This window comes from Rhizobium sp. 01N447_2, from assembly GCF_056399245.1.
In genome coordinates this window covers 16,660-42,238 of the sequence record NZ_JBFTQY010000048.1, presented here as the reverse complement: position 1 = coordinate 42,238, position 25,579 = coordinate 16,660, and the positions used below count along the sequence as shown (strand labels likewise).

General features: G+C 61.0%; 20 protein-coding genes and 4 pseudogenes. 12 read left to right on the top strand and 12 right to left on the bottom strand.

What is annotated here, in order from left to right:
- Positions 1-106: 106 nt before the first annotated feature.
- Positions 107-1,021: an NAD(P)/FAD-dependent oxidoreductase gene (locus AC1ECN_RS26265; RefSeq protein WP_477954544.1), complete on the bottom strand. Its 915-nt coding sequence runs from the start codon at positions 1,019-1,021 to the stop codon at positions 107-109.
- Positions 1,022-1,152: 131 nt separating this feature from the next.
- Between AC1ECN_RS26265 and AC1ECN_RS26260 the strand changes: the two genes are divergently transcribed.
- A complete protein-coding gene (locus AC1ECN_RS26260) occupies positions 1,153-1,608 on the top strand; it encodes an Rrf2 family transcriptional regulator (protein WP_018482609.1) in 456 nt (151 codons plus the stop codon).
- 7 nt (positions 1,609-1,615) lie between these two features.
- Here the strand turns inward: AC1ECN_RS26260 and AC1ECN_RS26255 are convergent.
- Positions 1,616-1,735, bottom strand: a pseudogene (locus AC1ECN_RS26255) (class I SAM-dependent methyltransferase); the annotation flags it as partial.
- Between the two features lie 350 nt (positions 1,736-2,085).
- Between AC1ECN_RS26255 and AC1ECN_RS26250 the strand changes: the two are divergent.
- The gene (locus AC1ECN_RS26250) at positions 2,086-3,876 is read left to right on the top strand and encodes an ABC transporter ATP-binding protein (protein ID WP_477954542.1); all 1,791 of its coding nucleotides are present in this window, start codon (positions 2,086-2,088) and stop codon (positions 3,874-3,876) included.
- A gap of 98 nt (positions 3,877-3,974) precedes the next feature.
- Here the strand turns inward: AC1ECN_RS26250 and AC1ECN_RS26245 are convergent, their stop codons facing one another.
- Positions 3,975-4,454 (bottom strand): class I SAM-dependent methyltransferase, encoded by a 480-nt coding sequence (locus tag AC1ECN_RS26245; protein WP_164582430.1) that lies wholly within the window; start codon positions 4,452-4,454, stop codon positions 3,975-3,977.
- Positions 4,455-4,679: 225 nt separating this feature from the next.
- Here AC1ECN_RS26245 and AC1ECN_RS26240 point away from each other — a divergent pair, with 225 nt between their 5' ends.
- Positions 4,680-5,855, top strand: a complete 1,176-nt coding sequence (locus AC1ECN_RS26240) for a DUF3095 domain-containing protein (RefSeq protein ID WP_024321664.1) — start codon at positions 4,680-4,682, stop codon at positions 5,853-5,855.
- A 94-nt stretch (positions 5,856-5,949) separates the two neighbouring features.
- On the opposite strand, the pseudogene AC1ECN_RS26235 reads toward AC1ECN_RS26240, so the two are convergent.
- The 6 genes and pseudogenes from AC1ECN_RS26235 to AC1ECN_RS26210 form a co-directional block, all read right to left on the bottom strand.
- Positions 5,950-6,216, bottom strand: a pseudogene (locus tag AC1ECN_RS26235) (Tn3 family transposase); the annotation flags it as partial.
- A gap of 168 nt (positions 6,217-6,384) precedes the next feature.
- Positions 6,385-7,365, bottom strand: coding sequence for an agmatinase (speB, locus tag AC1ECN_RS26230; protein ID WP_018071525.1), 981 nt, complete (start codon positions 7,363-7,365; stop codon positions 6,385-6,387).
- 19 nt (positions 7,366-7,384) lie between these two features.
- Positions 7,385-8,167, bottom strand: a complete 783-nt coding sequence (locus AC1ECN_RS26225; protein WP_130673855.1) for an amino acid ABC transporter ATP-binding protein — start codon at positions 8,165-8,167, stop codon at positions 7,385-7,387.
- A gap of 1 nt (position 8,168) precedes the next feature.
- A complete protein-coding gene (locus AC1ECN_RS26220) occupies positions 8,169-8,816 on the bottom strand; it encodes an amino acid ABC transporter permease (RefSeq protein ID WP_174826353.1) in 648 nt (215 codons plus the stop codon).
- Positions 8,816-9,466 (bottom strand): amino acid ABC transporter permease, encoded by a 651-nt coding sequence (locus AC1ECN_RS26215; RefSeq protein ID WP_130673856.1) that lies wholly within the window; start codon positions 9,464-9,466, stop codon positions 8,816-8,818. The genes AC1ECN_RS26220 and AC1ECN_RS26215 overlap by 1 nt, the downstream gene beginning before the upstream one ends.
- A gap of 9 nt (positions 9,467-9,475) precedes the next feature.
- Positions 9,476-10,321, bottom strand: a complete 846-nt coding sequence (locus tag AC1ECN_RS26210; protein ID WP_075224644.1) for a transporter substrate-binding domain-containing protein — start codon at positions 10,319-10,321, stop codon at positions 9,476-9,478.
- A gap of 127 nt (positions 10,322-10,448) precedes the next feature.
- On the opposite strand from AC1ECN_RS26210, the gene AC1ECN_RS26205 reads away from it, so the two are divergent.
- A complete protein-coding gene (locus AC1ECN_RS26205) occupies positions 10,449-11,390 on the top strand; it encodes a LysR family transcriptional regulator (protein ID WP_018071528.1) in 942 nt (313 codons plus the stop codon).
- A gap of 72 nt (positions 11,391-11,462) precedes the next feature.
- Here the strand turns inward: AC1ECN_RS26205 and AC1ECN_RS26200 are convergent.
- The 3 genes and pseudogenes from AC1ECN_RS26200 to AC1ECN_RS26190 form a co-directional block, all read right to left on the bottom strand.
- A pseudogene (locus tag AC1ECN_RS26200) lies at positions 11,463-11,675 on the bottom strand (hypothetical protein); the annotation flags it as partial.
- Positions 11,676-11,682: 7 nt separating this feature from the next.
- Positions 11,683-12,344, bottom strand: a pseudogene (locus tag AC1ECN_RS26195) (GNAT family N-acetyltransferase).
- A gap of 213 nt (positions 12,345-12,557) precedes the next feature.
- Positions 12,558-13,895, bottom strand: a complete 1,338-nt coding sequence (locus tag AC1ECN_RS26190) for a nucleotide sugar dehydrogenase (RefSeq protein WP_130673857.1) — start codon at positions 13,893-13,895, stop codon at positions 12,558-12,560.
- A 508-nt stretch (positions 13,896-14,403) separates the two neighbouring features.
- Here AC1ECN_RS26190 and AC1ECN_RS26185 point away from each other — a divergent pair.
- From AC1ECN_RS26185 to AC1ECN_RS26150, 8 genes are all read left to right on the top strand, one after another.
- Positions 14,404-15,747, top strand: a complete 1,344-nt coding sequence (locus AC1ECN_RS26185; protein WP_027690035.1) for an adenylate/guanylate cyclase domain-containing protein — start codon at positions 14,404-14,406, stop codon at positions 15,745-15,747.
- 155 nt (positions 15,748-15,902) lie between these two features.
- Positions 15,903-17,792: an ABC transporter ATP-binding protein gene (locus AC1ECN_RS26180; RefSeq protein ID WP_024321673.1), complete on the top strand. Its 1,890-nt coding sequence runs from the start codon at positions 15,903-15,905 to the stop codon at positions 17,790-17,792.
- Positions 17,792-19,699, top strand: coding sequence for an ABC transporter substrate-binding protein (locus AC1ECN_RS26175; RefSeq protein WP_130673858.1), 1,908 nt, complete (start codon positions 17,792-17,794; stop codon positions 19,697-19,699). The genes AC1ECN_RS26180 and AC1ECN_RS26175 overlap by 1 nt, the downstream gene beginning before the upstream one ends.
- A 3-nt stretch (positions 19,700-19,702) precedes the next feature.
- Positions 19,703-20,701, top strand: coding sequence for an ABC transporter permease (locus tag AC1ECN_RS26170; RefSeq protein ID WP_018071534.1), 999 nt, complete (start codon positions 19,703-19,705; stop codon positions 20,699-20,701).
- Positions 20,701-21,873 (top strand): ABC transporter permease, encoded by a 1,173-nt coding sequence (locus AC1ECN_RS26165; protein ID WP_027690037.1) that lies wholly within the window; start codon positions 20,701-20,703, stop codon positions 21,871-21,873. Before AC1ECN_RS26170 ends, AC1ECN_RS26165 begins: the two co-directional genes overlap by 1 nt.
- A gap of 96 nt (positions 21,874-21,969) precedes the next feature.
- Positions 21,970-23,178, top strand: coding sequence for a glycosyltransferase family protein (locus AC1ECN_RS26160; protein ID WP_018482599.1), 1,209 nt, complete (start codon positions 21,970-21,972; stop codon positions 23,176-23,178).
- Positions 23,179-23,187: 9 nt separating this feature from the next.
- Positions 23,188-24,435: a glycosyltransferase gene (locus AC1ECN_RS26155; protein ID WP_130673859.1), complete on the top strand. Its 1,248-nt coding sequence runs from the start codon at positions 23,188-23,190 to the stop codon at positions 24,433-24,435.
- Positions 24,432-25,577 (top strand): glycosyltransferase family protein, encoded by a 1,146-nt coding sequence (locus AC1ECN_RS26150; protein ID WP_477954536.1) that lies wholly within the window; start codon positions 24,432-24,434, stop codon positions 25,575-25,577. Before AC1ECN_RS26155 ends, AC1ECN_RS26150 begins: the two co-directional genes overlap by 4 nt.
- Positions 25,578-25,579 lie beyond the last annotated feature (2 nt).

Below are 25,579 nucleotides of genomic sequence, written 5' to 3'. Positions count from 1 at the left end.
ATTATTTTAAAAGCCATGCTTAAAGCGCTGAGATTTTCAGTTCGACGAAGCGGTGTGGACCTGACCTGCTGGGAGGCTTTCACCCGTTTGACGTGCTATTTGCGCCTTATGCGACCGACTGCATGACAAGCGATTGATGGCAATGCACGCCGGCGAGCACGCCTGAGGCGGAAGCGAGCGTGGCATTATGCATGGCGCTTGCCGCATCGCCGGCGGCAAAGACACCCTTGATGGTGGTTTCCTTATTCTCACCGGTCCGGATGACCGGCCCGAACGGGCCGTCGTCGAAGACGCAGCCGAGCTGTTCGGCAACCGGGCTTGCCATCGACGTTTTCGGCGCGACGAAGACGGCATCGAGCGGCAAGACGCGGCCATCAGCGAGGCGAACGGCCTCAAGCTTCGGATTGTCGCCCAACAATTCGACGATAGGGCTGCGTTCGATGCGGACACCACGGGCGGTCAACTTCCCCAATTGCTCTTCCTCGGGCTCGAACAGCGCCTGGGTGAAAAAGGTCGTTGCGCCCCAGTCCGGGATCATCATGGCCGAATGGGCCGAATGGGCCGAATGCGGATGGTTTGCGAGAACGCCGAGCTTGCCGCCGCTGACCTCAAAACCGTGGCAATAGGGGCAGTGCAGCGCGGAGCGGCCCCATCGCTCCTTGAGGCCCGGGATTTCCGGCAGTGTGTCGCTGACGCCGGTTGCAAGCAGGATGCGCGCGGCTCGTTCTTCGTCGCCGTCTTCGGTGCCGACAATGAACGCGTCACCATCGCTCTGCGCCCGGACGACCTTCCCCTGTCGGATTGTGACGGTCGGATAAAGCGAGAGTTGCCGTTTTCCCTCCCGCATGATCGTCGCCGGCGTCTGGCCGTCCTGGCCGAGGAACCCGTGCGACGCTTCAGAAAAGCGATTGCGCGGCGCGCCGGCATCAACGAGCAGCACGCGCCGCCGCGCCCTGGCCAGCTGCATGGCGGCCGAAAGGCCGGCGAAGTTTCCGCCGATGACGATGGCTTCGAACGACATGGAACTCTCCTTGGGTATCGAACTCATGGCTCAACATAAGTTACATGATATGACGCCGTCAAGCATCATGTCACTTGTCTTGTTACGATCCGCTTGCGATAATGACCCGTCCGATCGACAGGAAGAGACCCATGCGCAATGACAGCCGCCTTTCACGCATGCTGCACGTGCTGATCCACATGGATAAGCACCAGCACTCGGCGACCTCCGACATGATTGCGAAAATGCTGAACACCAATCCCGTCGTCGTCCGCCGCACCATGGCCGGCCTTCGCGAACAGGGCTACGTCCGCTCCGAGAAAGGCCATGGAGGCGGCTGGACGCTGGTGCGTCCGCTGTCCGAGATCACCCTGCTCGACGTCTATCGCGCCATCGGCGAGCCGCATCTCTTCGCCATCGGCCCAGCCGACGATCAGCCGCAGTGTCTTGTGGAACAGGCGGTGAATGTCGCCCTCGGCGACGCGATGGAGGAAGCCCAGGCCCTGCTGCTGCGACGGTTGGACAGCGTGACGCTGGACAAAATCGCCGCCGACTTCGAGGCGAAACTGACCGCTCGCCCGGCCACACCCTATTCCTGCGCCTCATGAGCGGGGATTACGTCCTGCGGTAGTGGAAATAACGGCCCTCCTTGACGTCGGCAGGCGGAGGCACAAGCTCGGCGTGCTCCAGCAGCAGACCACAGACGGCGATGCCGTTACGGGCGAGCACGCCGGCCGAACCGTGACCTCGCAAGCGCACAAGGTGTGTCGTTTCCGCATCACTTTCTGTAAGGTTGCAAATATCCGCTTGGCAATGGCGAATTGCTTCGGTACAAAACGCTCACCGCTTTAGTTCAAACATAAGGGAGGCGTTGCATGCCAGCAATCATCGAAACCTTCCCGTGCGGAATGTCCCGACACTAGGTCATTTCCATTCGCGGCCCGCCTCAAGCGCGCCCGACATGCGGTTTTCCCTTAATTCATAGCCCGATTGATCTGACGGGATCATTTCGTCTCCCGCTTGGGCTGTGCCATGCAACTCTCGATTTTGAGGACCGGCCGCCGATACGGCGCCGAGCGATTAAAATGACTCGCAAGAAGCTCGATTTCCGCGCCGATGCCTATCGCCATGTGCTCGGCTTTGTTTTCCATCATTGGCGCCATCGGCCTGTATTGGTGGGCATAATTATTGTRCTGGTCATTGCCAGCACGCTGGCCGAAGTCATGGTACCGGTGTTTTCCGGCCAGATCGTCGATGCTATTGCCGGCAGCAATGCGGCTGACCGGGCGCTGCGCGCCTTCGTCATCGTCGTGGCTCTGGGCCTGACCAGCGTGGCACTGCGCTGGTTCATCTTCAACGGCATCATCCGGCTGACGCTGCGCACCATGGCGGATGTGACGAATAACGGCTTCCACAAGGTGCAGCGGTTTTCGACCGACTGGCACGCCAACAGCTTTGCCGGTTCGACGGTGCGCAAGATCACCCGCGGCATGTGGGCACTCGACCAGCTCAACGACCTGCTGCTGGTCGMGCTTTTGCCGTCCATCGTCATGCTGGTCGGCGCCAGCATCGTGCTCGGCAGCTACTGGCCGATCATGGGCCTGATCGTGGCTGCGGGGTCGCTGATCTATATCGGCGTGACCGTGGCGCTTTCCATGGGCTTCGTGTCGCCGGCGGCACGGCTTGCCAATGCCTGGGACACCAAGCTGGGTGGCGCCCTGGCGGATGCCATCAGCTGCAATTCGGTGGTCAAGGCCTTCGGCGCTGAAAGCCGCGAAGAGACGCGACTGGGCCAGGTGCTGGTCAAATGGGACAGCCGCACGCGTCGGACATGGAAGCGCGGCACATTGAGCGGCACGATCCAGGGCTTCCTGATGGCTTCGATGCAGGCAGGTATTCTGGGAACGGGCCTGGTGATGTGGCGCCAGGGGCTGGCGACGCCTGGCGACATCACCTTCGTGCTGGCCATGTTCTTCGTTCTGCAAGGCTATCTGCGCAATGTCGGCCAGGACATCCGTAATCTGCAGCGTGCCGTCAACGACATGGAAGAACTGGTGCTGCTCGACAAGATGCCGCTCGGCATCGAGGACAAGCCCAACGCCAAGCCGATCAAGATCGGCGAGGGCGAGATCGTCTTCGATCGCATCACCTTCCAGTATGGCGCGCATCCCACCCCGCTTTATGACGACTTTTCGGTCACCATCAAGCCGGGTGAGCGCGTCGGCCTGGTGGGACATTCGGGCTCTGGCAAGACGACCTTCGTCAAGCTCATCCAGCGCCTCTATGACGTCAACTCGGGGGCGATCCGCATCGACGGGCAGGATATCGCAGGGGTCAAGCAATCAAGCCTGCGCGGCCAGATCGCCATCGTGCAGCAGGAGCCCATTCTGTTCCACCGCACGCTGGCCGAAAACATCGCCTATTCCAGGCCGAACGCCTCGCGCCGCGAGATCGAGCAGGCGGCAAAACAGGCGAGTGCCCACGACTTCATCATGGACCTTCCCAAGGGCTATGAGACGATGGTGGGGGAACGCGGCGTCAAGCTGTCGGGCGGCGAGAGGCAGCGTGTCGCCATAGCCCGTGCCTTCCTGGCGGACGCGCCGGTGCTGATCCTGGACGAAGCGACATCGAGCCTCGACAGCGAGAGCGAAGTGCAGATCCAGCAGGCCATGGAACGTCTGATGAACGGCCGCACGACGCTGGTGATCGCCCACCGGCTGTCCACCGTGCGCGCGCTGGACCGGCTGCTGGTCTTCGACAAGGGAAATATCGTTGAAGAAGGCGACCACCAGGCGCTGATCCGGCTCAACAACGGTATCTATCGCCGGCTGTTCGAACGGCAGGCGCTGGAACTGACCAAGGGTCTGGTGGCGTGAAGCGAAACACGACAGCGCCGCGCTTCTTTTCGAGAGCCGCGGCGCTGTAGCACTTTGAATGGCTGCATAATTTTATGCAGTAGGGCCGATGCTATCCTCTACGTGCGCCGGTAGAGGAAATAACGGCCTTCCTTGATGCCGTCCGGCAGCGGCAGCGCCACCAGCTCGGGATGCTCCAGCGGCAGCCCGCTGACGGCGAAGCCGTTATGGGCGAGCACGCCGGCCACCAGCTGCGGCAGCCAGGTCAGCGTCACCGCATCGATCTCGTCGTGGCCGGTGCCGATATCGGCATGGGCAAGGGCCGCGCCAATGCCGACGAAGGCCTGACCGGACTCGCGGATATTGCCGGTCACCATGTCTTCTGCCTCCGGTGTCGAGGCCGAATAGGAGCGCACTTCCCAATCGAAGGCGACGATGCGCCGGCCTGGAAAATTCTCGCGCAGGTGATCATAGGTGCGGCCGTTACCGAGGCCGAACTCCAGCACCGGGCCTTCAATTTCTCCCACCAGATCGATGATCGAGTTCAGAATGTCGCGTTGAGCCGTCAACCGGCGAATGAAGCTGTCGAGGCGGCTCATCTAATCCGTATCCGTCATGAAATCGTTAGCGGTCCTGGAGCAATTCCAGCAAAAAGTGCGGCAGCGGTTTTGCGTTCGGAATTGCATAAAAACAAAAAGATAGGGCGTTTCCGTGCGTCCTGGAAACCAGGAAAGGCTCTAACACATGAAACCTTGCCAAGTCGATTGCCGTAAATGGGAATTGGCGTTGCAGTGGCAACATGGGTCTGTGCTAAGCTCGATGACATGAAAACCGTGACCGACGAAGATTTCTTTGCCGAAGTGCCGCTCTTCAGCGAATTCGAGGGCGTGACCGACGCGGCCAACTACCGGCCGTTGCCGGACGGATGGGTGCTGGCGCTCGCCGACATCGTCGGCTCGACGCAGGCGATCGGCGCCGGCCGTTACAAGGACGTCAACATGGCGGGCGCCAGCGTCATCTCAGCGGTGCTGAATGCCGTCGGCAAGGGCGACTATCCCTTCGTCTTCGGCGGCGACGGCGCGCTGATCGCGCTTCCGGGTTCGCTGGAGGCGGCGGCACGCGACGCCCTTGCCGCCGCGCAGGTCTGGGTCGAGGAAGATCTGAACCTGGTGCTGCGCGTCGCCATCGTGCCGGTCGCCGACACCCGCGCCGAGGGCCTCGACGTCCGTGTCGCGCGTTACTCCGCAAGCCCCAACGTCACCTATGCGATGTTCTGGGGCGGCGGCACCAGCTGGGCCGAAAGACAGATGAAGCTCGGCCGTTACGGCATTGCCCGCGCGCCGGCTGGAACCCGCCCGGATCTGACCGGTCTCTCCTGCCGCTGGAGCCCGATCGATGCGAGAAACGGCGAGATCGTCTCGATTATCGCCGTGCCCGGCGAAGGTCGGCCAGGCCGAGAATTTCAAGAGCTCGTCGGCGGCATCGTCGCCATCACCACCGAGCAGAACAGGGACAGCCATCCGGTACCGGCCGATGGTCCGGACCTTGCCTTCTCGCTGCATGGCATCAATCGCGAAGCCAAAGCCACCGCGCCACCCAGCCGGCGGTTTTGGCAGAAGCTCTTCATCTTCCTGCAGCTCGGCATCACGGTTGCGTGCTACAGGCTCGGCATTCCGCTCGGCCGCTTCGATGCACGCCGCTACAAGCGCGACGTCGCCGACAATTCCGATTTCCGCAAGTTCGATGACGGGCTGAAGATGACGATCGACGTCGACGCCGAACACCTGAAGCGCATCGAGACCCTGCTGCAACAGGCACAGGCCAAGGGTGTGGCTCGCTACGGCCTGCATCGACAATCCTCAGCGCTGATGACCTGCTTCGTGCCGACGCCGATCGCGCGCGATCACATCCATTTCATCGATGGCGCCGCCGGCGGTTATGCGGTGGCCGCCAGCCAGATCACCGGCAAGTCGCTTTCAACAGCACCGAGCACGATTTAACACTATGACCGGACGATCTTCGGACGTCGCAATCACTTGCACTGCGCAAGAGGGCCCCTGAACATTAAAGGGGCACAGATATACGGTAGCCGGATCAAAGACCGAACGAGATTGCGCGGAAGCCCTTTTCATCGACAGCGGGTTTGTCTTCCCAAAGGTAGTCGCCGGTCAGGCTCACGTGCTCCCATGTGAGCGGGGACAGACTGGAAAGCAGATGCTCGGGGACGGCTTCTCCAGCGTTTCGCACGGCATTGACGACGCGGCCGGTATAAATCGTATTCCAGTGAATGATGGCGGTGACGACCAGGTTGAGGGCCGATGCCCGGATCGATAGGTTCTCCTGGCTACGATCGCGGAAACGCTCTGCGAGCGTCACATTTGAATGTAATTTTTGGGTGTACCCAAAAGTGACGTTGGCAAAACGTTGTCGTAAGAATCACACGCTTCAGGCGGACTCTTACGACACGAATTTGAGCGCGATTCCAACTCGCGATATTTCAAGTGAAAAGCCAGGCTATCTGCGAAAGCATCATTCAACGCGAGAATTCCTTCCATTTGCTGAGACATTTACCGCGAATATCCGACCTATCGTATTGAGCAGAAGCTGTGCAGCCAGAATAGCTGTTGTTCCGGTGTGGTCGTAATCGGGCGCGACCTCGACAAGATCGACACCGACAATGGTGCCTCGCTTTGCAAGACCGGCAATCAGTTCCAGGACCTCATAATAGATGAAGCCTCCATGGCTGGGTGTGCCGGTGCCAGGTGCAATCGATGGATCGAAGCCGTCGATGTCGATTGAGAGGTAATAGCGTTTGCCTGCTGGAATACGCTCGAGAACCGCATCTACGCCAAGTTTGCGGATCTGGCGCACGGACAGGATGTCCGACCGCTGGGCGCGGGCGTGGTCGTAACCTTCCTTGGCGGTGGATGACACATTGCGGATRCCGAGCTGCGTCATGCCGGTCACCCAAGGCTTTTCCGAAGCACGACGCATCGGGCTGCCATGGCCGAAGCGTACGCCGTGGCGCTCATCGACGAAATCGAGATGCGCATCGAACTGCACGAGATGGACAGGTTCCTGATCGCCGAAGGCGTTGATGCAGGGGATGTTGATGGAATGATCGCCGCCGAGCACGACTGGAAGCGCACCTGCCGAAAGGATCTTGCGAACGCCGATTTCAATATTGGCATGGCTCGAAGCGGTGTCGGTGTGAATGATATCGGCATCGCCGATATCGACGATCCTTACACCTTCTAGATACGTCACGTCGTCCTCGTGATCGTAGGCACCGGCGTGGCCGAAGGCAAACAGCGTAGACGCCTCGCGTATGCTCCTTGGCCCGAAACGGGCGCCGGATCGCCACTGCGTACCGAAATCGAACGGTGCGCCGAGGATCGCGACATCGGCGTCGATCTGGTCCCAGTTCTCGACATAAGGGCTCTTGGCAAAGGTGGAAATGCCGACGAAGGGCAGGTTAAGCCGGCCTTTATCGTATCCGTGAGCAGCCATGATCGTTCCTTTCAAGCTATCAAAATGCGCGTTCGCGCCAGGTCTGGAGAAATTGAGAAAGACGTTCGCTTTTCGGGGTGGCGAAAAGCATTTGCGGCGGGCCCTCCTCGACAATGCGGCCGCTATCCATGAAGATGACGCGGCTGGCCGCATGGGCGGCAAAACCCATCTCGTGGGTGACGATGACCATGGTCATTCCCTCTGTCGCGAGTGTCTTCATGACAGAAAGCACTTCGCCCACCAGTTCCGGGTCGAGCGCCGAGGTGGGTTCGTCGAAAAGCATCGCCTTCGGCCGGACTGCCAGCGCCCGGGCAATGGCCACGCGCTGCTTTTGCCCCCCGGAAAGGCTTTCGGGACGGCGATCCGCGAAGGTGGAAAGCCCGACCTTCTCCAGCATTGCCCGCCCTGTTTCCTCTGCCTGCTTTCGAGGCACACCATGCACCAGCCGAAGTGCCAGGGTCACATTGTTAAGCACGCTCATGTGCGGCCAGAGGTGGAAGTGCTGGAACACCATGCCAAGGGGCCTGCGTGTTTCCGCCAGTTCCCTCACACCGGCCCGTTCCCGTCCGAGTGGCGTTTCCCGCCAGCCGATCAGCTTTCCAAAAACCTGCACATCGCCGCCGTCGTAAGGATCGAGAAAAGCAATAGAGCGCAACAGCGTGCTCTTGCCAGAACCAGATGGGCCGATGATGCAGGTAACATCGCCAGCATGAATATCGAGGTCGATGCCGGTCAGCACCTTCTTGTCGCCGAAATGCTTCTGAAGTCCGCGCACCGAGATTGCAGCTTTACTTGCGGTCATATCAGGAGCCTTTCACCGTAAAGCGTCGCTCTGCATAGAAACCGAGACGCGCGATAGTTTCGACGAGCGCCCAGTAGAGGAGGGCGATGGTAAGATAAGGGGTGACGACAGCGAAGGTGATGGAGCTGATCGTACCTGCGACCTTTGTCAGTTCACCAAGCGTGATGACTGAAAGCACGGCAGATTCCTTGACCAGATTGATTGTCTGCCCGACGCTGGCGGGAAGCGTGACCCGCAATGCCTGGGGCAGTTCGATATTGAGAAAGCGCTGGCCCGGTGTCAGGCCAAGCATTTCGGCGGCCTCCCGTTCACCCTTCGGTATCGCACTGAAGCCGGCACGAAAGATTTCCGCAAACGGTCCGGCTCCATAAAGCCCGAGACCGACGATGCCGGCGACATGGGGGCTCAGCAGCAAACCGAACTGCGGGCCTCCGTAATAGAGGAGGAACAACACCAGCGCGAGAGGTGCGCCACGCGAAAATTCGATGTAACCGCGGGCCGGAATCGCAATGAGCCGAAGGCGACTGCGCAATGCAAGTGCAAGAAAAATGCCGCCGACTACGGAAATGAAGATGCCCAGCAGCGAAACACCAATCGTAGTGGCAAGACCCGCCGCGTATAATGGAATATCGTTGACAAAATCCGACATTATTGTTTCGCCTCCCGTGATAGGTGGCGCTCCAACAAAAGGCCAATACACGCAAGAACTGCGCCGATGATCACGTAAAGTAACAAAGCCGAGGTATAGGCTTCCAGTGGACGAAATGTCGATGCGGCGACCTGCTGCGCCCGACGGGTGATGTCGGTGACGGCGATCACCGATACCAGCGAGGAGTTTTTCACCAGAGCCTGCATTTCCCCGATCAGGGCCGGCAGCATCAGACGTATCGCTTGGGGCGCTTCGATCCTGAAAAACGTCTGGCTTGCGGACAGACCGAGCATGCTGGCAGCCTCGATCTCACCCTTTGGGACTGCCAGCAGTCCGGCGCGGTAGATCTCGGACTGGAAGGCTGCGGTGTTCAATGCGAGCGCCAGTGTTGCGGCTAGCGTTGGTTGCAACTCCAGCCCGAAAAATGGCAGCAGATAGAAGACGATCAACAATTGGACGAGGATGGGCGTCCCCCGCCAAAAGGAGAGATAAAGTCCCGCCAGACGGGTTGTAACCCTGCCGCCGCGTGAAGCTGCGGCAAGGAGAATGGCCAGCGGCGCACCGAGAAGCAGCGCTGAAAAGCTGACTATGACTGTGGTGGCGAAGCCATCGAAAAGAGCTGGCCAGACACCTGAGAGTCCTCTGTCCATGACTGGATCTTACTCGCTAACTGCCAGCTTTTCCGGCAGTTCCATCGTCGCGCCGAACCACTTCTTCTGTAGCTCGCCCAGTTTGCCGGATGTGTTCAGCTTGACCAGTTCGGCGTCCATCAGCGCATTCAGCGAGGCGCTTTGGGCATCGTTACGGCCAGCCCATGAGAAATAGGTTTTTGCACCAAAGGTCGGCAGCACCACCTCGAATACATCGGGACGCTGACGTGCTGCTTCGAGCAGGTTTGGCAGCGAGTTGATGACAGCTTTGATGCGACCGGTCCCAAGGTCTGCATAGGCTTCGGAAAAGTCGGTGTAGGTGGAAATCGTGGCGTCGCCTTTGCCACCTGCCTTCAGTTCGCCCGCGAATTTTTCAAGCGCGGCAAGCTGGGCCGAACCTGCCTGTGAACCGACCGGTTTGCCGGCAATGTCTTCCGGCTTGGCAATGTCGGTATCACCCTTGCGCTTCAGCACAGCCATTGTGGCATCGGCGATCGGTGCGGACAGATGATAAGCCTTCATGCGTTCCGGCGTGACCGTGACGGAGGTCACGACATAATCGAACCGACTGGCGGCTAGACCCGGGAGGATGCCCTGCCAAGGCAGGTCGAGCCGCTTCAGTTCGACACCGGGCAGAGCCTTCATGATCTCTGCCATGATATCCGCGGAATAGCCGACAATCTTGCTGTCCTCGACAAATTCGAACGGCGCGAAGCGCGCTTCGGTAGCGACAGTGAAGACCTTATCCGTTTTGATTTTTTCGAGTAGCTCGGCGGCCGAAGCGACGGGTGCGGCCAACGCGATGGCAAATGCGGCGCAGATCAGAAGGCTTTTCGAATTCCGAATGACTTTCATAGTCCTGTTCCCCTGTTTTTCCGGGACCGTTTCGTGGTCTCCGAAGACAAGGAAGCATGGACAATGCTACAGAAAAATAGGAAATATGTGGAGTTTACATCAAGATTATTAATGTAAGGATGCGCGGATGCTGCTCGCCCAATCCGACCTCAGGTCATTGACCGTGTTTCGGGCGGTCGTTGACCATAAGAGTTTTCTCGGTGCACAGATCGCGCTGGGCCTTAGTCAGTCGGCGGTCAGTTTCCACATCAAGGCGCTGGAAGATCGTCTGGGTTTCAAGCTCTGCCAGCGTGGCCGCTCGGGTTTTGAACTGACGGACCGTGGTGCTATCGTGCATGAGCGTTCAAAAGGGCTTTTTCTGGCACTCAATGCCTTCGAGAGCGACATCGGTGCACTCAAAAACCGCATTACCGGCACTCTAAGGCTCGGCCTCGTTGATAATACCATTACCGACAGCGACCTACCTATCCACCGGGTGATCGCCCGTATCAGCGAACGGGCGCCCGAAGCGCGCGTTGAACTGGCAATAGACACTCCGGACGCGCTTCTTTCGGAAATTGCCAATGGCGGTCTGGACATAGCATTGCTACCGGAAACGCAACCCTATCAGGGTCTGAAGCTCTCGCGGTTCCGGGAAGAAATCCATTCGCTTTACTGTGCCCAAGGGCACCCCCTCTTCCGGCAGGCGGAAGCCGAATTGACGATCGAACACGTCGAGACTTTCGATTTCGTTGTGCGGCCATACGCCAACATGCGTGAATTGCAGTTTTTCCCAAAAGCACGTGCGCGGGCCATTGCCTCCAACATGGAGGCGCAAGCAATGTTCGTGATGTCTGGACACTATCTTGGATACTTGCCGGACCACTATGCCCGCGGCTGGGTGCAGAAAGGGCGTTTCAGGCAGCTTATGCCGGAGGAAACCCGTATTCATTCCACCTTCGTCATCGCGACGCGGTCTACCGAGAAACCGTCGACCATCCTTGACTTCTTCATCCGTGAACTGGCGGGCATTGCTTCGGAGGCGGTACACATGGGACATTCTTTCGCCCCAGGAAATGCGACAAGCTAGCACCGTCGTCTAATAGCGAGATTTGCAAGCGCCTTTTGGGTGCAGGAGGTTGTTTGCCGGGAGCATGGTCGTCTACGCGGTCGACATAGGTCGCCGCATTATGGTGCTTCGCGGGTCAGTCCTTCCAATGTGTGTCTCGCACGCTCCGAGCAAACTCGTGGTGCCGGTAGGCGCGTCGGCCGCATAGGTGAATGTGCCGAATTTCTGCACGTCTTCAGCGGCCCGCATCAGCCCGCCACATGCGGCGCGCGCCATTGAGCCGCCCACGCTGATGCGGCGAACTCCGTGACACTCACAGATCGAACGCCAGCTTGTTCAATTGCTGTCCAGAGCTGTCGAAGTTGTCAGATTGCAACCAGCGCTCATAACCGGCGCGAAGACGCGGCCATTCCCTGTCGGTGATGGAATACCATGCGGTATCGCGATTGAGGCCCTTGACGACCATGTGCTGTCGGAAAATGCCCTCGAAGCAGAATCCGAAGCGCTCGGCTGCTCGCTTGGAAGGAACGTTGCCGTTGTCTGACTTCCACTCGAAGCGGCGGTATCCAAGGCAGAACACATAGTCAGCGAAAAGAAACAGTGCTTCCGTTGCGGTCCGCGTCCGTGTGATCGCCGGTCCCCACAGGATATTGCCGACCTCGATTACGCCGTGGACCGTATCCACGCGCATTAAAGCCTGGCGGCCTTCAGCACGGCCGGTCGCCTTGTCGATGACCGCAAAGAATAGAGGGTCCGCGCTGGCTTCCGCCCTCTCGGCCCAGACCCGCAGATCGCTGAAATCGGAAGGGGCATCGTCAAAAAGATACTTGAATCGATCTTGGCGCCGGGTGCAGCCGCCGCCTCGAACAAAGTCTGTGCATGCCGATCCGCGCTCAGTGGCTCTAGCCGCGCGTAAGACCCTTCCAGTATTTTTCGCTCCGCTTTGGGAGCACCTTTCCAATTGCTGAGTTCCATGAAGACACCATCCAGAATCTGACGGAACAATGCCGTCGTTGAGTATGTAGCCCTGTAATTGCATATATATGGCTGGTTGTTCCCATCCATTTTGACAGCTGCGAGCAGGCCAATTGGATGGGAATCGATTGCGAGCTTAGTGGGGTGGATAAACCCCTCAGGCCGGAACAGCGAGGCGCTGCCGAATAGCAGACTTATGCAGTGACGTTTCTGTCACGCCTTGATGACGTGTTCGGCCGCAAGCCCGAGCCGGTTGAAGACATTGCGCGTGTCGATAATCAGCGCCGCACTTTTCGACAGCGCCGCATAATCCACCCTGTCGTGATCGGTCGCCACCAGCACCGCATCGTAGCCGGCAATGGTATCAGGCGTCAGCGGCACCGATTTGCGGCCCTTCAGCGCCTGGTATTCGCGCGTCGGCGGGATCTCGGCGACGAAGGGATCATGGTAATCTGCGTGTCCGCCACGCTCCTCGATGATCTCGATCAGCCGCAGCGACGGGCTTTCGCGAATATCGGCGACGTTCTTCTTGTAGGCGAGCCCGAGCACAAGCACCCTGCTGCGGCTCAGCGCCTTGCCGGCGCGGATATCGAGCGCTTCGGCGAGCTTGCCGACGACATAACGCGGCATGGCCGAATTGATCTCGCCGGCAAGCTCGATGAAGCGGGTCGGCAGCTCGTATTCGCGCGATTTCCAGGTGAGGTAGAAGGGATCGATCGGGATGCAATGGCCGCCGAGGCCGGGGCCGGGATAGAAGGGCATGTAGCCGAAGGGCTTGGTCTTGGCCGCGTCGATCACTTCCCAGACGTCGATGCCCATCGCCGCATAGACGGTCTTCAGCTCGTTGACGAGGGCGATGTTGACCGAGCGGAAGATGTTTTCGGTAAGCTTCACGGCTTCAGCCGTCGCATTCGAAGAGACCGGAACGACAGATGATACCGCCGCACCATAGAAGGCCTTCATCAGCGCCAGCGCCTCAGACCCGTCGCCGGCGACGACCTTCGGGATGGTGGCGGTATGATAGTGCTGGTTGCCGGGATCCTCGCGCTCCGGCGAAAAGCCGACGAAGAAGTCCGAGCCGGATTTCAGCCCGGTGCCTTCGAGAATGACCTTCACCACGTCATCGGTCGTGCCGGGATAGGTGGTCGATTCCAGCACGACGAGCTGACCGGGGCGCAAATGCGCGGCGATCGAGCGCGACGTCGCCTCGACGAAGGAAAGATCGGGATCGCGATGCTTGGTGAGCGGCGTCGGCACGCAGATGATGATGACGTCACACTCGTCGAGACCGGCGAAATCGGTCGTCGCCTTGAAGCGGCCCGTATCGATCTCGGCAGACAGCGCCTCGTCGCTCACCGCGTCGATATAGGAGCGGCGGGCATCGAGAGCCACCATCTTGCCCGGATCGATGTCGAAGCCGGTGACCGCAAAGCCGCTGCGCGCCACCGCCATCGCCAGCGGCAGGCCGACATAGCCGAGGCCGATGATGCCGGCACGGGCCGCGCGGGTTTCGATCTTCTGCAAAAGCGTATCGAAGGTGGAGGTGGCCAAGGCGGGATCTTTCAAACGGGGAAGAGAAGGCTGATCTAATGCATGATCCAGCCAAATTAAACCCGGGCGCCGATCTTCCTCGTCTTTCCGGCGGCACGGCCGTCCGGTTGGCGCCAATGGCTGCCCTCAGCCTAACCCTCTCGCCGATCTCCTGGGCCGGGATGTCGCGTGGCATTGACGTCCAAATCCCTTAACCGGGTGTGGCGGAAATGACTCAGGCCGCGCCCTTTGATGCAACTTGAGCGCACAAAAAATTGAAGCTCCCATTGTTTCGCATTTGCAGCATCCCTATTTTGACTTTTGATAATGAACCACCGCGAAAGGACAACCCGTCCGATCCCCCGACATGGGGAGCTGAGGGGCGCCGCTGCCGGGCTTTCGGCAGATCCGTTGACACAATAATACCGCTCGTACATCCTGTTTTCCTTGTGACCTGCGCATGAAAATGTGCCGGCCGAGGGACTTTTGGCTCTTGGGGATGGCGTGCCTTATGAGGATCATACCGAGAATGAGCACGATCGAATCCAGCGTGTCCTCCATCCTGTTGGACCGGGTCGCTGAATGGCTGACGAACTCTTCGCTGGCCGGAGACGAGCTTGAAAACATCGTGCGCGGTTTCTGCGAAAGGCTGACTGCTGCGGGCCTGCCACTTGCGCGCGTGCATCTTTCCTTCTCGATGCTGCACCCGCTCTACGATGCGCTGAGCTTCACCTGGCGGCGCGCCAGCGGCGTCACCATCGAGGGCTTCCGCATGCCTGCCGGGCAAAAGCCGGACCGCTTCCTGCAGAGCCCTTATTATTACCTGCTCGACAACAATCTGCAGCATATCCGCCGCCGGCTGTTACAGGATGGGCCGAACGAATTTCCGATTTTCGAGGACCTGCGCAAGGACAGCATCACCGACTATCTCGCCTTCGTGCAGCCCTTCGGCGACGGCTCGGTGCAGGGCATGATGGGTTCCTGGTCGACGGACCATAATACCGGCTTTTCCGACGACATGATCGATGCGCTGCTGAGGATGCAGAACCATCTGGCGGTCGCTGCCAAGATGGCGGTGCTCGGCAAGCTCGCCAACAACATGCTGACCACCTATCTCGGCGGCGACGCCGGCAAGCGGGTGCTGAACGGCCAGATCCGCCGTGGCGACGGTGAGACGATCCGGGCGGCGCTGGTCATGGGCGACATGCGCGAATCCACCATGTATGCCGAAAAGGAAGGCCGGCAGGCCTATATCGACACGCTGAACCAGTTCTTCGACGCGATCGCCGCCCCCTTCAACCGCAATGGCGGCGAGATCCTGAGTTTCCTCGGCGATGGTTTCCTCGCCGTCTATCCGTGCGGACGCCACAAGGACCCATCGAAAATTGCCTGCGAGGCGGCACTTTCGGCCGTGCATCAGGCGCAGGCGCGGGTCGCCGAGCTCAACAGGGACCGCGAGCAGAAGGGCCTGACCAGGGTCGGCTACGGCATCGGCCTGCATGTCGGCAACGTCATGTTCGGCAATGTCGGTCTCAAGGACCGCCTGACCTTCTCCGCCTTCGGCTCGGCGGTCAACGAGGTCCAACGTCTGCAGATCCTGACCAAGAAATACGGCCGCGAGGTCGTCGCCAGCCAGGCCTTCGCCGGTTATTGCGGCGGCGAATGGACGACGCTCGGCGAGGAGAAGCTGCGCGGCATCCGCCAGAAGGTGACGGTGCTGCAGCCGCGTGCGCCGGCACCCGCAATCAACGTCGACGAAAGCTTCCGCGAAGCCGTGCAGAACGGACTTTCAGAAGCCGAGCAGGTCATTCTCCTGCATCGCGACGCCAAGAAACAGGTGGAGCGCACCAGCATGGAGAAATTCATCCAGTAAGAGCTTAGAACCCCTGCCATAATCTGCGTGTCTCGCCCGAGGGAACTTCGGCGGGAGACGGCGGTTTTTCTATGATTGTCATCAGCTAGACACCCCGTTTGCGGTACGATAGTGTGCCTTAACGGGAACATAGAAGACTGGGGAATTTCATTGGTATGGCGTCTGCAGCCGATCTGTTGCGTATTGAAAATCTCGACGTCTCCTTCTCGGTTTTCGGTGACCGGTTACGCGTCGTAAAGGAAGCCAATCTTCGTATCCTTCCGGGCAAAGTCACCGCCCTCGTCGGTGAATCCGGCTCCGGAAAATCGGTGATCAGCCAGTCGGTCATGGGCATCCTGCCCAATCCGGCCAAGGCGTCTGGCCGTATTCTCTTTACCGATCCGCTCGACGGCAGCACGACCGATATCCTGTCCTTTCCGCGCGACAGCGAGGAAATGCGCGACCTGCGCGGCCGGCGCATGGCGACGATCTTCCAGGAGCCGATGACCTCGCTCTCGCCGCTGCACACGATCGGCAATCAGATCAGCGAAGTGCTGCTGATCCATACCGAGGCCGACAAGCAGGAAGCCCGTGAAAGGACCGAGGAGATGCTCGGCCTGGTCGGCTTCTCCAATCCACATCGCACCTACGACATGTATCCGTTCGAACTGTCGGGCGGCATGCGCCAGCGCGCGATGATCGCCATGGCGCTGATCTGCAAGCCGGCGCTGTTGATCGCCGACGAGCCGACGACGGCGCTCGACGTGACGATCCAGGCGCAGATCCTGGAACTGCTGCGCGAGCTGCAGGCCAAGCTCGGCATGGCGATGCTGCTCATCACCCACGATCTCGGCATCGTCGCCAATATGGCCGACGAGGTGGTCGTCATCTATCACGGCGAGATCATGGAAGCAGGACCCGTCGAGGCGATCTTCCGCAATCCGCAGCATCCCTATCTCAAGGGCCTGATGGCCGCCGTTCCGCATTTCGACATGAAACCCGGCGAGCGGCTGAAAGCGCTGCGCGATGTGACGGTCAATCTCGAAGCCCTCGTCGGCAAGAAGAAGCCGCTCCAGGCAGAGACGCCGGGCATCCTGCTTTCCGTCGCCAATCTCTCGAAGACCTACAAGACGCGCAAGCGCAGTTTCTTCGGCAAGCACGAAGCCACCGTCCTGCGCGCCGTCGACGACGTCAGCTTCGACATTTTCCGCGGCGAATGTCTTGGCCTGGTCGGGGAATCCGGCTGCGGCAAGACGACGCTCAGCAAGATCCTGATGCGCGCCATCACGCCGGACAGTGGCGCGGTGGTGTTCAACGACGGCAAGGAGGTCGTCGACGTCCTCTCCGTCAAAGGCGCCGAACTGCAGGACATGCGAACCAAGATCCAGATGGTGTTCCAGGATCCGGTTTCCTCGCTCTCGCCGCGCATGACGGTGCGCAACATCCTGAGTGAACCGCTCGAGATCCACGACCGCGGCGACAGTGACGAGCGCAAGCGCAAGGTCGAGGGATTGATGGCGGCAATCGGCCTCGACAAGCGTTATCTCAGCCGTTACCCGCACAGTTTTTCGGGCGGCCAGCGCCAGCGCATCGGCATTGCGCGGGCGCTCGCGCTCGGGCCGAAGCTCGTCATTCTCGACGAGCCGGTCTCGGCGCTGGACGTCTCCGTGCAGGCACAGATCCTCAACCTGTTGAAGGACCTGCAGAAGGAGCTGGGGCTTACCTATCTCTTCATTTCGCACAATCTCGCCGTCGTCGATTACATGGCTGACCGCATCGCGGTGATGTGCAAGGGCCGCATCGTCGAAATCGCGCCGCGCGAGATCATCCTGCGCGATCCGGTGCATCCCTATACGAAATCGCTGCTTGCCGCCGTCCCCTTCCCCGATCTCGACCGACCGCTCGATTTCAAGGCGCTGAGAGAAAACGGCGCCGCCGACAAGCAGAACTGGGGCGTGACCTTCACCGCCGAGCATGACGACGCTTCCGAACTTGCCTATGCCGACCTCGGCGACGGCCATCTGGTGCGCGCCCGCAAGGGCGCCGATGCCAAGGAGTTGCGTTGATGGTGACGCGTCGCACGTTTCTCGGCGGCCTCGTCGGCGCGGCAATCGCGCCCGCGGTGGTGAGGGCGCAACAAGCCGCCGAGCCGGAATTCCTGAAGGAACAGCTGACATCAGGTAGCCTGCCGCCGATGGCCGAGCGCATTCCTGTCCGCCCGCGCATCGTCAACCTGAAGGAGATGGGGCTCGAACCCGGTGCCTATGGCGGCACGGTGCGCACCATCATCGGCGGCCAGCGCGACATCCGCTTCATGACGATCTACGGCTATGCCCGCCTGGTCGGCTACAACAAGCACCTGCAGTTCCAGCCGGATATCCTGGCCGGTTTCCAGTCCGAGGACGACACGGTCTTCACCTTCACGCTGCGCGAGGGCCATAAATGGTCCGACGGCCAGCCGTTCACGGCCGACGATTTCCGCTATTGGTGGGAAGACGTCATCTTAAACGACAAGCTGACACCCGGCGGCGGCGCGCTGGAGCTTCGTCCGCACGGCAGCCTGCCGCGCTTCGAGATGCTCGATCCGCTAACCGTGCGCTACACCTGGGAAAAACCCAACCCGATGTTCCTGCCGACATTGGCAGGCCCCCAGCCGCTCGTCATCTTCGGCCCTGGTCATTATCTCAAGCAGTTCCACAAGAAATTCCAGCCCGACCAGGCGAAGATGGACGAGCTGATGAAGACCTACCGCGTCAAGAAATGGCAGGATCTGCACATCAAGATGGCGCGTTCCTATCGTCCGGAAAATCCGAACCTGCCGACGCTCGATCCCTGGCGCAATACGACGCCTCTGCCGTCCGAGCAGTTCGTCTTCGAGCGCAACCCGTTCTTCCACCGCGTCGACGAGACCGGCAGGCAGCTTCCCTATCTCGACCGTTTCATCCTCAACGTCTCCTCCTCGTCGATCATCGCCGCCAAGGCGGGTGCAGGCGAAGCCGACCTGCAGGCGACCGGCATCGATTTCAACGACTACACCTTCCTGAAGGAGGCCGAGAAACGCTTCCCGGTGAAGGTCAATCTCTGGAAGCTCGCGCGCGGCTCGCGCATCACGCTGCTGCCGAACCTCAACTGCGCCGACGAGGTCTGGCGCGGCCTCTTCCGCGACGTGCGCCTGCGCCGGGCGCTGTCGCTGGCGATCGACCGGCACGAGGTCAACATGGTGGCCTTCTACGGCCTCGGTACGCCAAGCGCCGATACGGTCCTGCCCGACAGCCCGCTCTTCAAGCAGGAATATGCCGACGCCTTCGTGAAGTTCGATCCCGACGAGGCCAACCGCCTGCTCGACGAGCTCGGCTTGACCAAACGTGACGACGACGGCATCCGGCTGCTGCCCGACGGGCGGCGCGCCGAGATCACCGTCGAGACCGCCGGCGAGAGTAATCTCGACACCGACGTGCTGGAGCTGGTGCACGACCACTGGGCCAATATCGGCCTTGCGCTCTATACCCGCACCTCGCAGCGCGACGTCTTCCGCAACCGGGCCATGAGCGGTTCGATCATGATGTCGATCTGGTACGGCCTCGACAATGGCGTGCCGACGGCCGACATGTCGCCCGCAGGCCTTGCGCCGACACTCGACGATCAGCTGCAATGGCCGCTCTGGGGTATGCACTACCTCTCCGCCGGCCAGGAGGGCGTCGCACCCGACCTGCCGGAGGCCGCCGAACTGGTCGACCTGCTCAGCCAATGGGGCTCGACGGCCAAATTCGAGGAGCGCCAGGTGATCTGGCACAAGATGCTGTCGCTCTATACGCAGCAGGTGTTCTCGATCGGTCTCATCAACAGCACGCTGCAGCCGATCCTTCGCGCCGCCAAGCTGCAAAACCTGCCGGAGAAAGCCCTCTACGGCTTCGATCCCACCTCCTATCTCGGCGTCTATATGCCGGATGCATTCTGGTACAAGGAGGCCTGAGGCGTGTTCAGATACATTCTCTGGCGCATCGCCGCCATGGTGCCGACGCTCTTCGTCATTTCAGCGCTGGTCTTCACCATCATCGAGCTGCCACCGGGCGACTTCTTCGAGAGCCAGATCGCCGAGCTGCGCGCCTCCGGCGAGACCGCCAACCTCCAGGAAATCGAGGAGATGCGCCAGCAATACGGCTTCGACAAGCCGGAGATCGTGCGCTATTTCTACTGGGTCGGCGGCATGCTGCACGGCGATTTCGGCTATTCCTTCGAATACCAGCTGCCGGTCTCCGACGTGGTCGGCGATCGTCTGTGGCTGACGATGCTCGTCTCCTTCACGACGATCCTGCTCACCTGGCTGATCGCTTTTCCGATCGGCATCTATTCGGCCACGCACCAGTACAGCTGGGGTGATTACGGGCTGACCTTCCTCGGCCTGATGGGCATCGCCATTCCGAACTTCATGCTGGCGCTGATCCTGATGTATTTCGCCAATATCTGGTTCGGCATCTCGATCGGCCATCTGATGGACCAGCAATATATCTCGGCGCCGATGAGCTGGGCGAAGGCGCAGTCGATCCTCGCCCATCTCTGGATCCCCGTCATCATCGTCGGCACGGCCGGCACGGCCGGCATGATCCGACGGCTGCGCGCCAACCTGCTCGACGAGATGCAGAAGCAGTATGTCGTCACCGCCCGCGCCAAGGGCCTGCCGCCGCTCAAAGCGCTGGTCAAATACCCGCTGCGCATGGCGCTCAACTTCTTCGTCGCCGATATCGGCTCGATCCTGCCGTCGATCATCTCGGGCGCCGAGATCGTCGCGATCGTGCTGTCGCTCGAGACGACGGGGCCGATGCTCATCAAGGCGCTGCAGAGCCAGGACATGTATCTCGCCGGCTCCTTCCTGATGTTCCTGGCCTTCCTCAACGTCATCGGCGTGCTGATCTCCGACATCGCGCTCGGCTTCCTCGATCCCCGCATCCGTCTGCAAGGCAGGAGCACCAAATAATGTCGCCCCTTCCCGCACCCGGCGCGCCGCTTCCACATTACGTCTCGACCGCGCCTTTCGATCCGCGTGCGACCGAAAGCATGACGGCGGCGCAATCGCGCATCCATCTCGCCTCGCAGAAGCAGCTGATGTGGTGGAAGTTCAAGCAGCACAAGCTGGCCTTGATCTCCGGCATCTTTCTCGCCGCCGTCTACCTGATGATCCTGATCGTCGAGTTCCTGGCGCCCTACGGCCTGCACACCCGCAATGTCGATTTCATCCACGCGCCGCCACAAACCATCCACTTTTTCGACAAGGGCAGCTTCGTCGGTCCCTACGTCTACGGCCGCAGCATGACGCTCGATATCGACACGCTGCACCGCGTCTATACCGACAAGACGAACGACGTGCAGCCGATCCGTTTCTTCTGCCGCGGCGATGCCTATAAATTCTGGGGCGTTGTCGCCTCGAACTATCACCTCGTCTGCCCGGCGATCGGCGGCCAGATGTTCCTGCTCGGCACCGACCGGCTCGGTCGCGACGTGCTGTCGCGCATTCTCTACGGCGCGCGGATATCGCTGACGATCGGTCTGATCGGCATTTCGATCAGCTTCGTGCTCGGCATCGTCATCGGCGGCCTTGCCGGTTATCGCGGCGGCATTTTCGATCTCATCGTCCAGCGCCTGATCGAAGTGCTACAATCGCTGCCGAGCCTGCCGCTGTGGATGGCGCTGGCCGCCATCATGCCGGTGACGTGGAGCCCGATCGTCATCTATTTCGGCATCACCGTCATCCTCGGCATCATCGACTGGACGGGGCTGGCGCGTGCCGTGCGCTCCAAGCTCCTGGCGCTGCGCGAGGAGGATTATGTCCAGGCCGCACAGCTGATGGGTGCCAGCACGCCGCGCATCATCGGCCGGCATCTGGTGCCGGGCTTCATGTCGCATCTCATTGCTTCGGCGACGATTTCAATCCCCGGCATGATCCTTGGAGAGACCGCGCTCTCCTTCCTCGGCCTCGGCCTTCGTCCGCCGATCACCAGCTGGGGCATTCTGCTGACCGAGGCAAAAAGCGTCAGCGTCATCGCCTTCTATCCGTGGCTGCTCTATCCGATCATTCCTGTTGTTCTTGTCATTTTGGCGTTCAACTTTCTGGGAGACGGCTTGCGTGATGCGGCAGATCCCTACAAATAGCAGGAAACGCGGCGGCCCATTGCGGCCCCGCTCCCACCCCTTGGCCTCCGGACGGTGGGGGTACTAAGTATGTTGCTCACCCCAGAAGGGATGCCCATGTCCAGACGTCTCGAAGATGCGCGCATCCTCATGTACAGCCACGACACTTTCGGTCTCGGCCATCTGCGCCGCTGTCGCGCCATCGCCCATGCGCTGGTCGAGGATTATCGCGGCCTCAACATTCTGATCATTTCGGGTGCCACGATCGCCGGCGCCTTCGACTACCGCGCCCGCGTCGACTTCGTGAAGATCCCGAGCGTCATCAAGCTCCGCAACGGCGAATATACGTCGCTTGCCAGCCATATCGACCTGCACGAGACGCTGAAGATGCGCGAATCGAGCATTCGCCACACGGCCGAGACCTTCCAGCCCGATATCTTCATCGTCGACAAGGAACCGATGGGGCTGAAGGGCGAAGTCGAGGATACGCTCGCCTATCTCAAGGCCCGCGGCACCGTTCTGGTGCTGGGGCTTCGCGAGATCATGGATGCGCCGCATCTGCTCGAGGCCGAGTGGAAGAAGAACAGCATCATGCAGAAGATCGACCAATATTACGATAGCGTCTGGGTCTACGGCCCGCCGGATTTCTACGATCCGCTGATCGGCCTCGACGTGCCGGCCAGCCTGCGCCGGAAGATGGATTTCGTCGGCTTCCTGCAGCGCAGCGTCTCCAGGGGCAAGACCTCGATCAACGCCCGCAAGGACAATTACATCCTCGTCACGACAGGCGGCGGCGGCGACGGCTCCGATCTCGTCCACGACGTCATGAATGCCTACGAAGCCGACCCGACGCTGACGCAGAAGGCGCTCGTGGTGCTCGGGCCCTATATGCCGGCCGCCGAGCGCGCCAAGCTGGTGCAGAAGGGAGAAGCCATTCCCTATATCGAGGTGATCGAGTTCGACAATCACATGGAAGAGCTGATCGACAGCGCCACCGGCGTCGTTGCCATGGGCGGCTACAACACCTATTGCGAGATCCTCTCCTTCGACAAACCGGCGCTCATCGTGCCGCGTGTCAAGCCACGCGAGGAACAGCTGCTGCGCGCGAAGCGGGCAAGCGAACTCGGCCTCGTCGACATGCTGCTGCCGGAACAGTCGGTCGACCCGACAATCATGGCCGAAGCGCTGAAGCGTCTGCCTTCCCGCCAGCCACCGTCAAAGAGCGGCGGAAATATGCGTCTCGAAGGGCTGGACCATATCTCGCAGACCGTCGGCCGGTGGATCGACGGCCGCGGCAGCCACCTTTCCCTCGTCGGCGCGGAATAGGGCAAAGCCTTGCCGCCACGCCGCAAGATCCTCGTCGTGCTGAAAGGCTATCCCCGCCTTTCGGAAACCTTCATCGCCCAGGAGCTGCTCGGCCTCGAAAAGGCCGGCTTCGACCTGACGCTGATTTCGATGCGCCGGCCGACCGACAAGAAGCGCCATCCCGTGCATGACGAGATCCGGGCGCGGGTCGTCTATCTGCCGGAATATCTGCACGAGGAGCCGATCCGCGTGCTGAAGGGCCTCATCGCCGGCTTCTCCAGACCCGGCTTCAAGGCGCTGATGAAACGCTTCCTCGCCGACCTCAAGCGCGACATCTCCCGCAACCGCTTCCGCCGTCTCGGCCAGGCGCTGGTGCTGGGGCGCGAATGGCCGGACGAGGGCGAATGGCTGCATGCCCATTTCATCCACACGCCGGCCTCGGTGACGGAATATGCGAGCATCCTGACCGGCACGCCCTGGACCTGTTCGGCGCACGCCAAGGACATCTGGACGTCGCCCGACTGGGAGCTGCAGGAAAAACTCGGCAGCGCCCGCTGGGCGGTCACCTGCACCAGGACGGGCTACGAACACATGCGGGCGTTGACCGACCGAAAGGATGCGGTGCACCTGAGTTATCACGGTCTCGATCTCGCCCGTTTCGGCCATTTTGCCGGCGAGCGTTCGAACCGAACCGGCAGCGACCCCGGCGATCCGGCCTTCATCCTCAGCGTTGGCCGCGCCGTCGAGAAGAAGGGTTACGACGTGCTGCTGCGCGCGCTGGCGCTGCTGCCTGCCGACCTCCACTGGCGCATGGACCATATCGGCGGCGGCGAGGAGCTTGCGAAGCTGAAGGCGCTGGCCAGCGAACTCGGTATCTCCGGCCGCATCGTCTGGAAGGGTGCCATGGCGCAGAAAGACGTGCTCGATCATTACCGCCGCGCCGACCTCTTCGCGCTTGCCTGCCGGATCGCCGCCAACGGCGACCGCGACGGCCTGCCGAACGTGCTGGTCGAAGCCTCAAGCCAGCGGCTCGTCTGCGTCTCGACCGAAGTATCCGGCGTGCCGGAGCTCCTGAAGAACGGTGAAAACGGCCTCGTCGTGCCGCCGGAGGATCCGGCGCTGCTGGCCAGGGCGCTGGAGGCGGCGATCCGCGACCCGGCACTGCGCAAGCGCCTCGGCGACGCCGCCGAAAGCCAGGTACGCGAACATTTCGACTATCACTCCAGCATCCGACAGCTCACCGGCCTGTTCGAGGCCGAATGGCAGAAGGCGTCATGACGACACCGCGTATTTTCTTCTATGTCCAGCATCTGCTCGGCATCGGCCACATAGCCCGCGCCAGCCGCATCGCCAATGCATTGGTGAAAGACGGTTTTGACGTGACTGTCGTGACCGGCGGCCTGCCGGTGCCGGGCTTTCCGGGCGAAGGCATAAAGACCGTGGCCTTGCCAGCAGTCGTCGCCAGCAATGCCGGTTTCTCCGGCCTCGCCGATGCCGATGGCCGGCCAGCGGGCGAGGATTTCCTCCATGCCCGCCGCCAGCTGCTGCTCGATGCCTTTCATGCCGCAAGGCCCGATGTCGTCATCATCGAGGCCTTCCCCTTCGGCCGGCGACAGATGCGCTTCGAACTCCTGCCCCTGCTCGAGGCGATCGAAAAGGCCGAACCGCGACCGAAACTCCTGAGCTCGGTGCGCGACATCCTGCAGGAAAACCGCAAGGCCGGCCGCGACGCGGAGACTGTCACCCTCGTCAAGGACCATTTCGACGCCGTGCTCGTCCACGGCGATCCCGATTTCGTCAGGCTCGAGGACACCTTCCCGCTGACATCAGAGATCGCCGACAGGCTGCTTTATACCGGCCTCGTCGCAGCCCCGCCGGCGCCGGAACCGACCGAGACATTCGACATCATCGCATCGGCGGGCGGCGGTGCGGTCGGCGCTGCGCTGATCGGCGCGGCCAAAGAGGCGGCAGCGCTGCTGCCCGCCGATCTTCGCTGGCTGCTGGTCGCCGGCCCGAACCTGCCGGAGGCAGATTTCGCCGCGCTGTCTGAGGACGCGGCCCCGAATGTGACGCTGGTGCGTTTCCGCAAGGATTTTCCCTCGCTGCTGCGTGGCGCCAAGGTCTCGATCTCGCAAGCAGGCTACAACACGGTCGGCGATCTCCTGCGCACCGCGTGCCGGGCGATCCTCGTCCCCTTCGTCGCCGGCGGCGAGACCGAGCAGACGGTGCGCGCCGAACGGCTGCAGGCGCTCGGCCTTGCCGATATTCTGCCGGAATACGGACTGACGCCGGGCCATGTGAAAGAGGCCGTCGAAAAGGCGCTCACCGTACAGCCAAGGGGATCGGTCCTGCTCGACCTCGACGKGGCGGAGAAAACCGCCCTCATCATTCGCTCCATGATTGCCGAATCCCTCGCCTAATC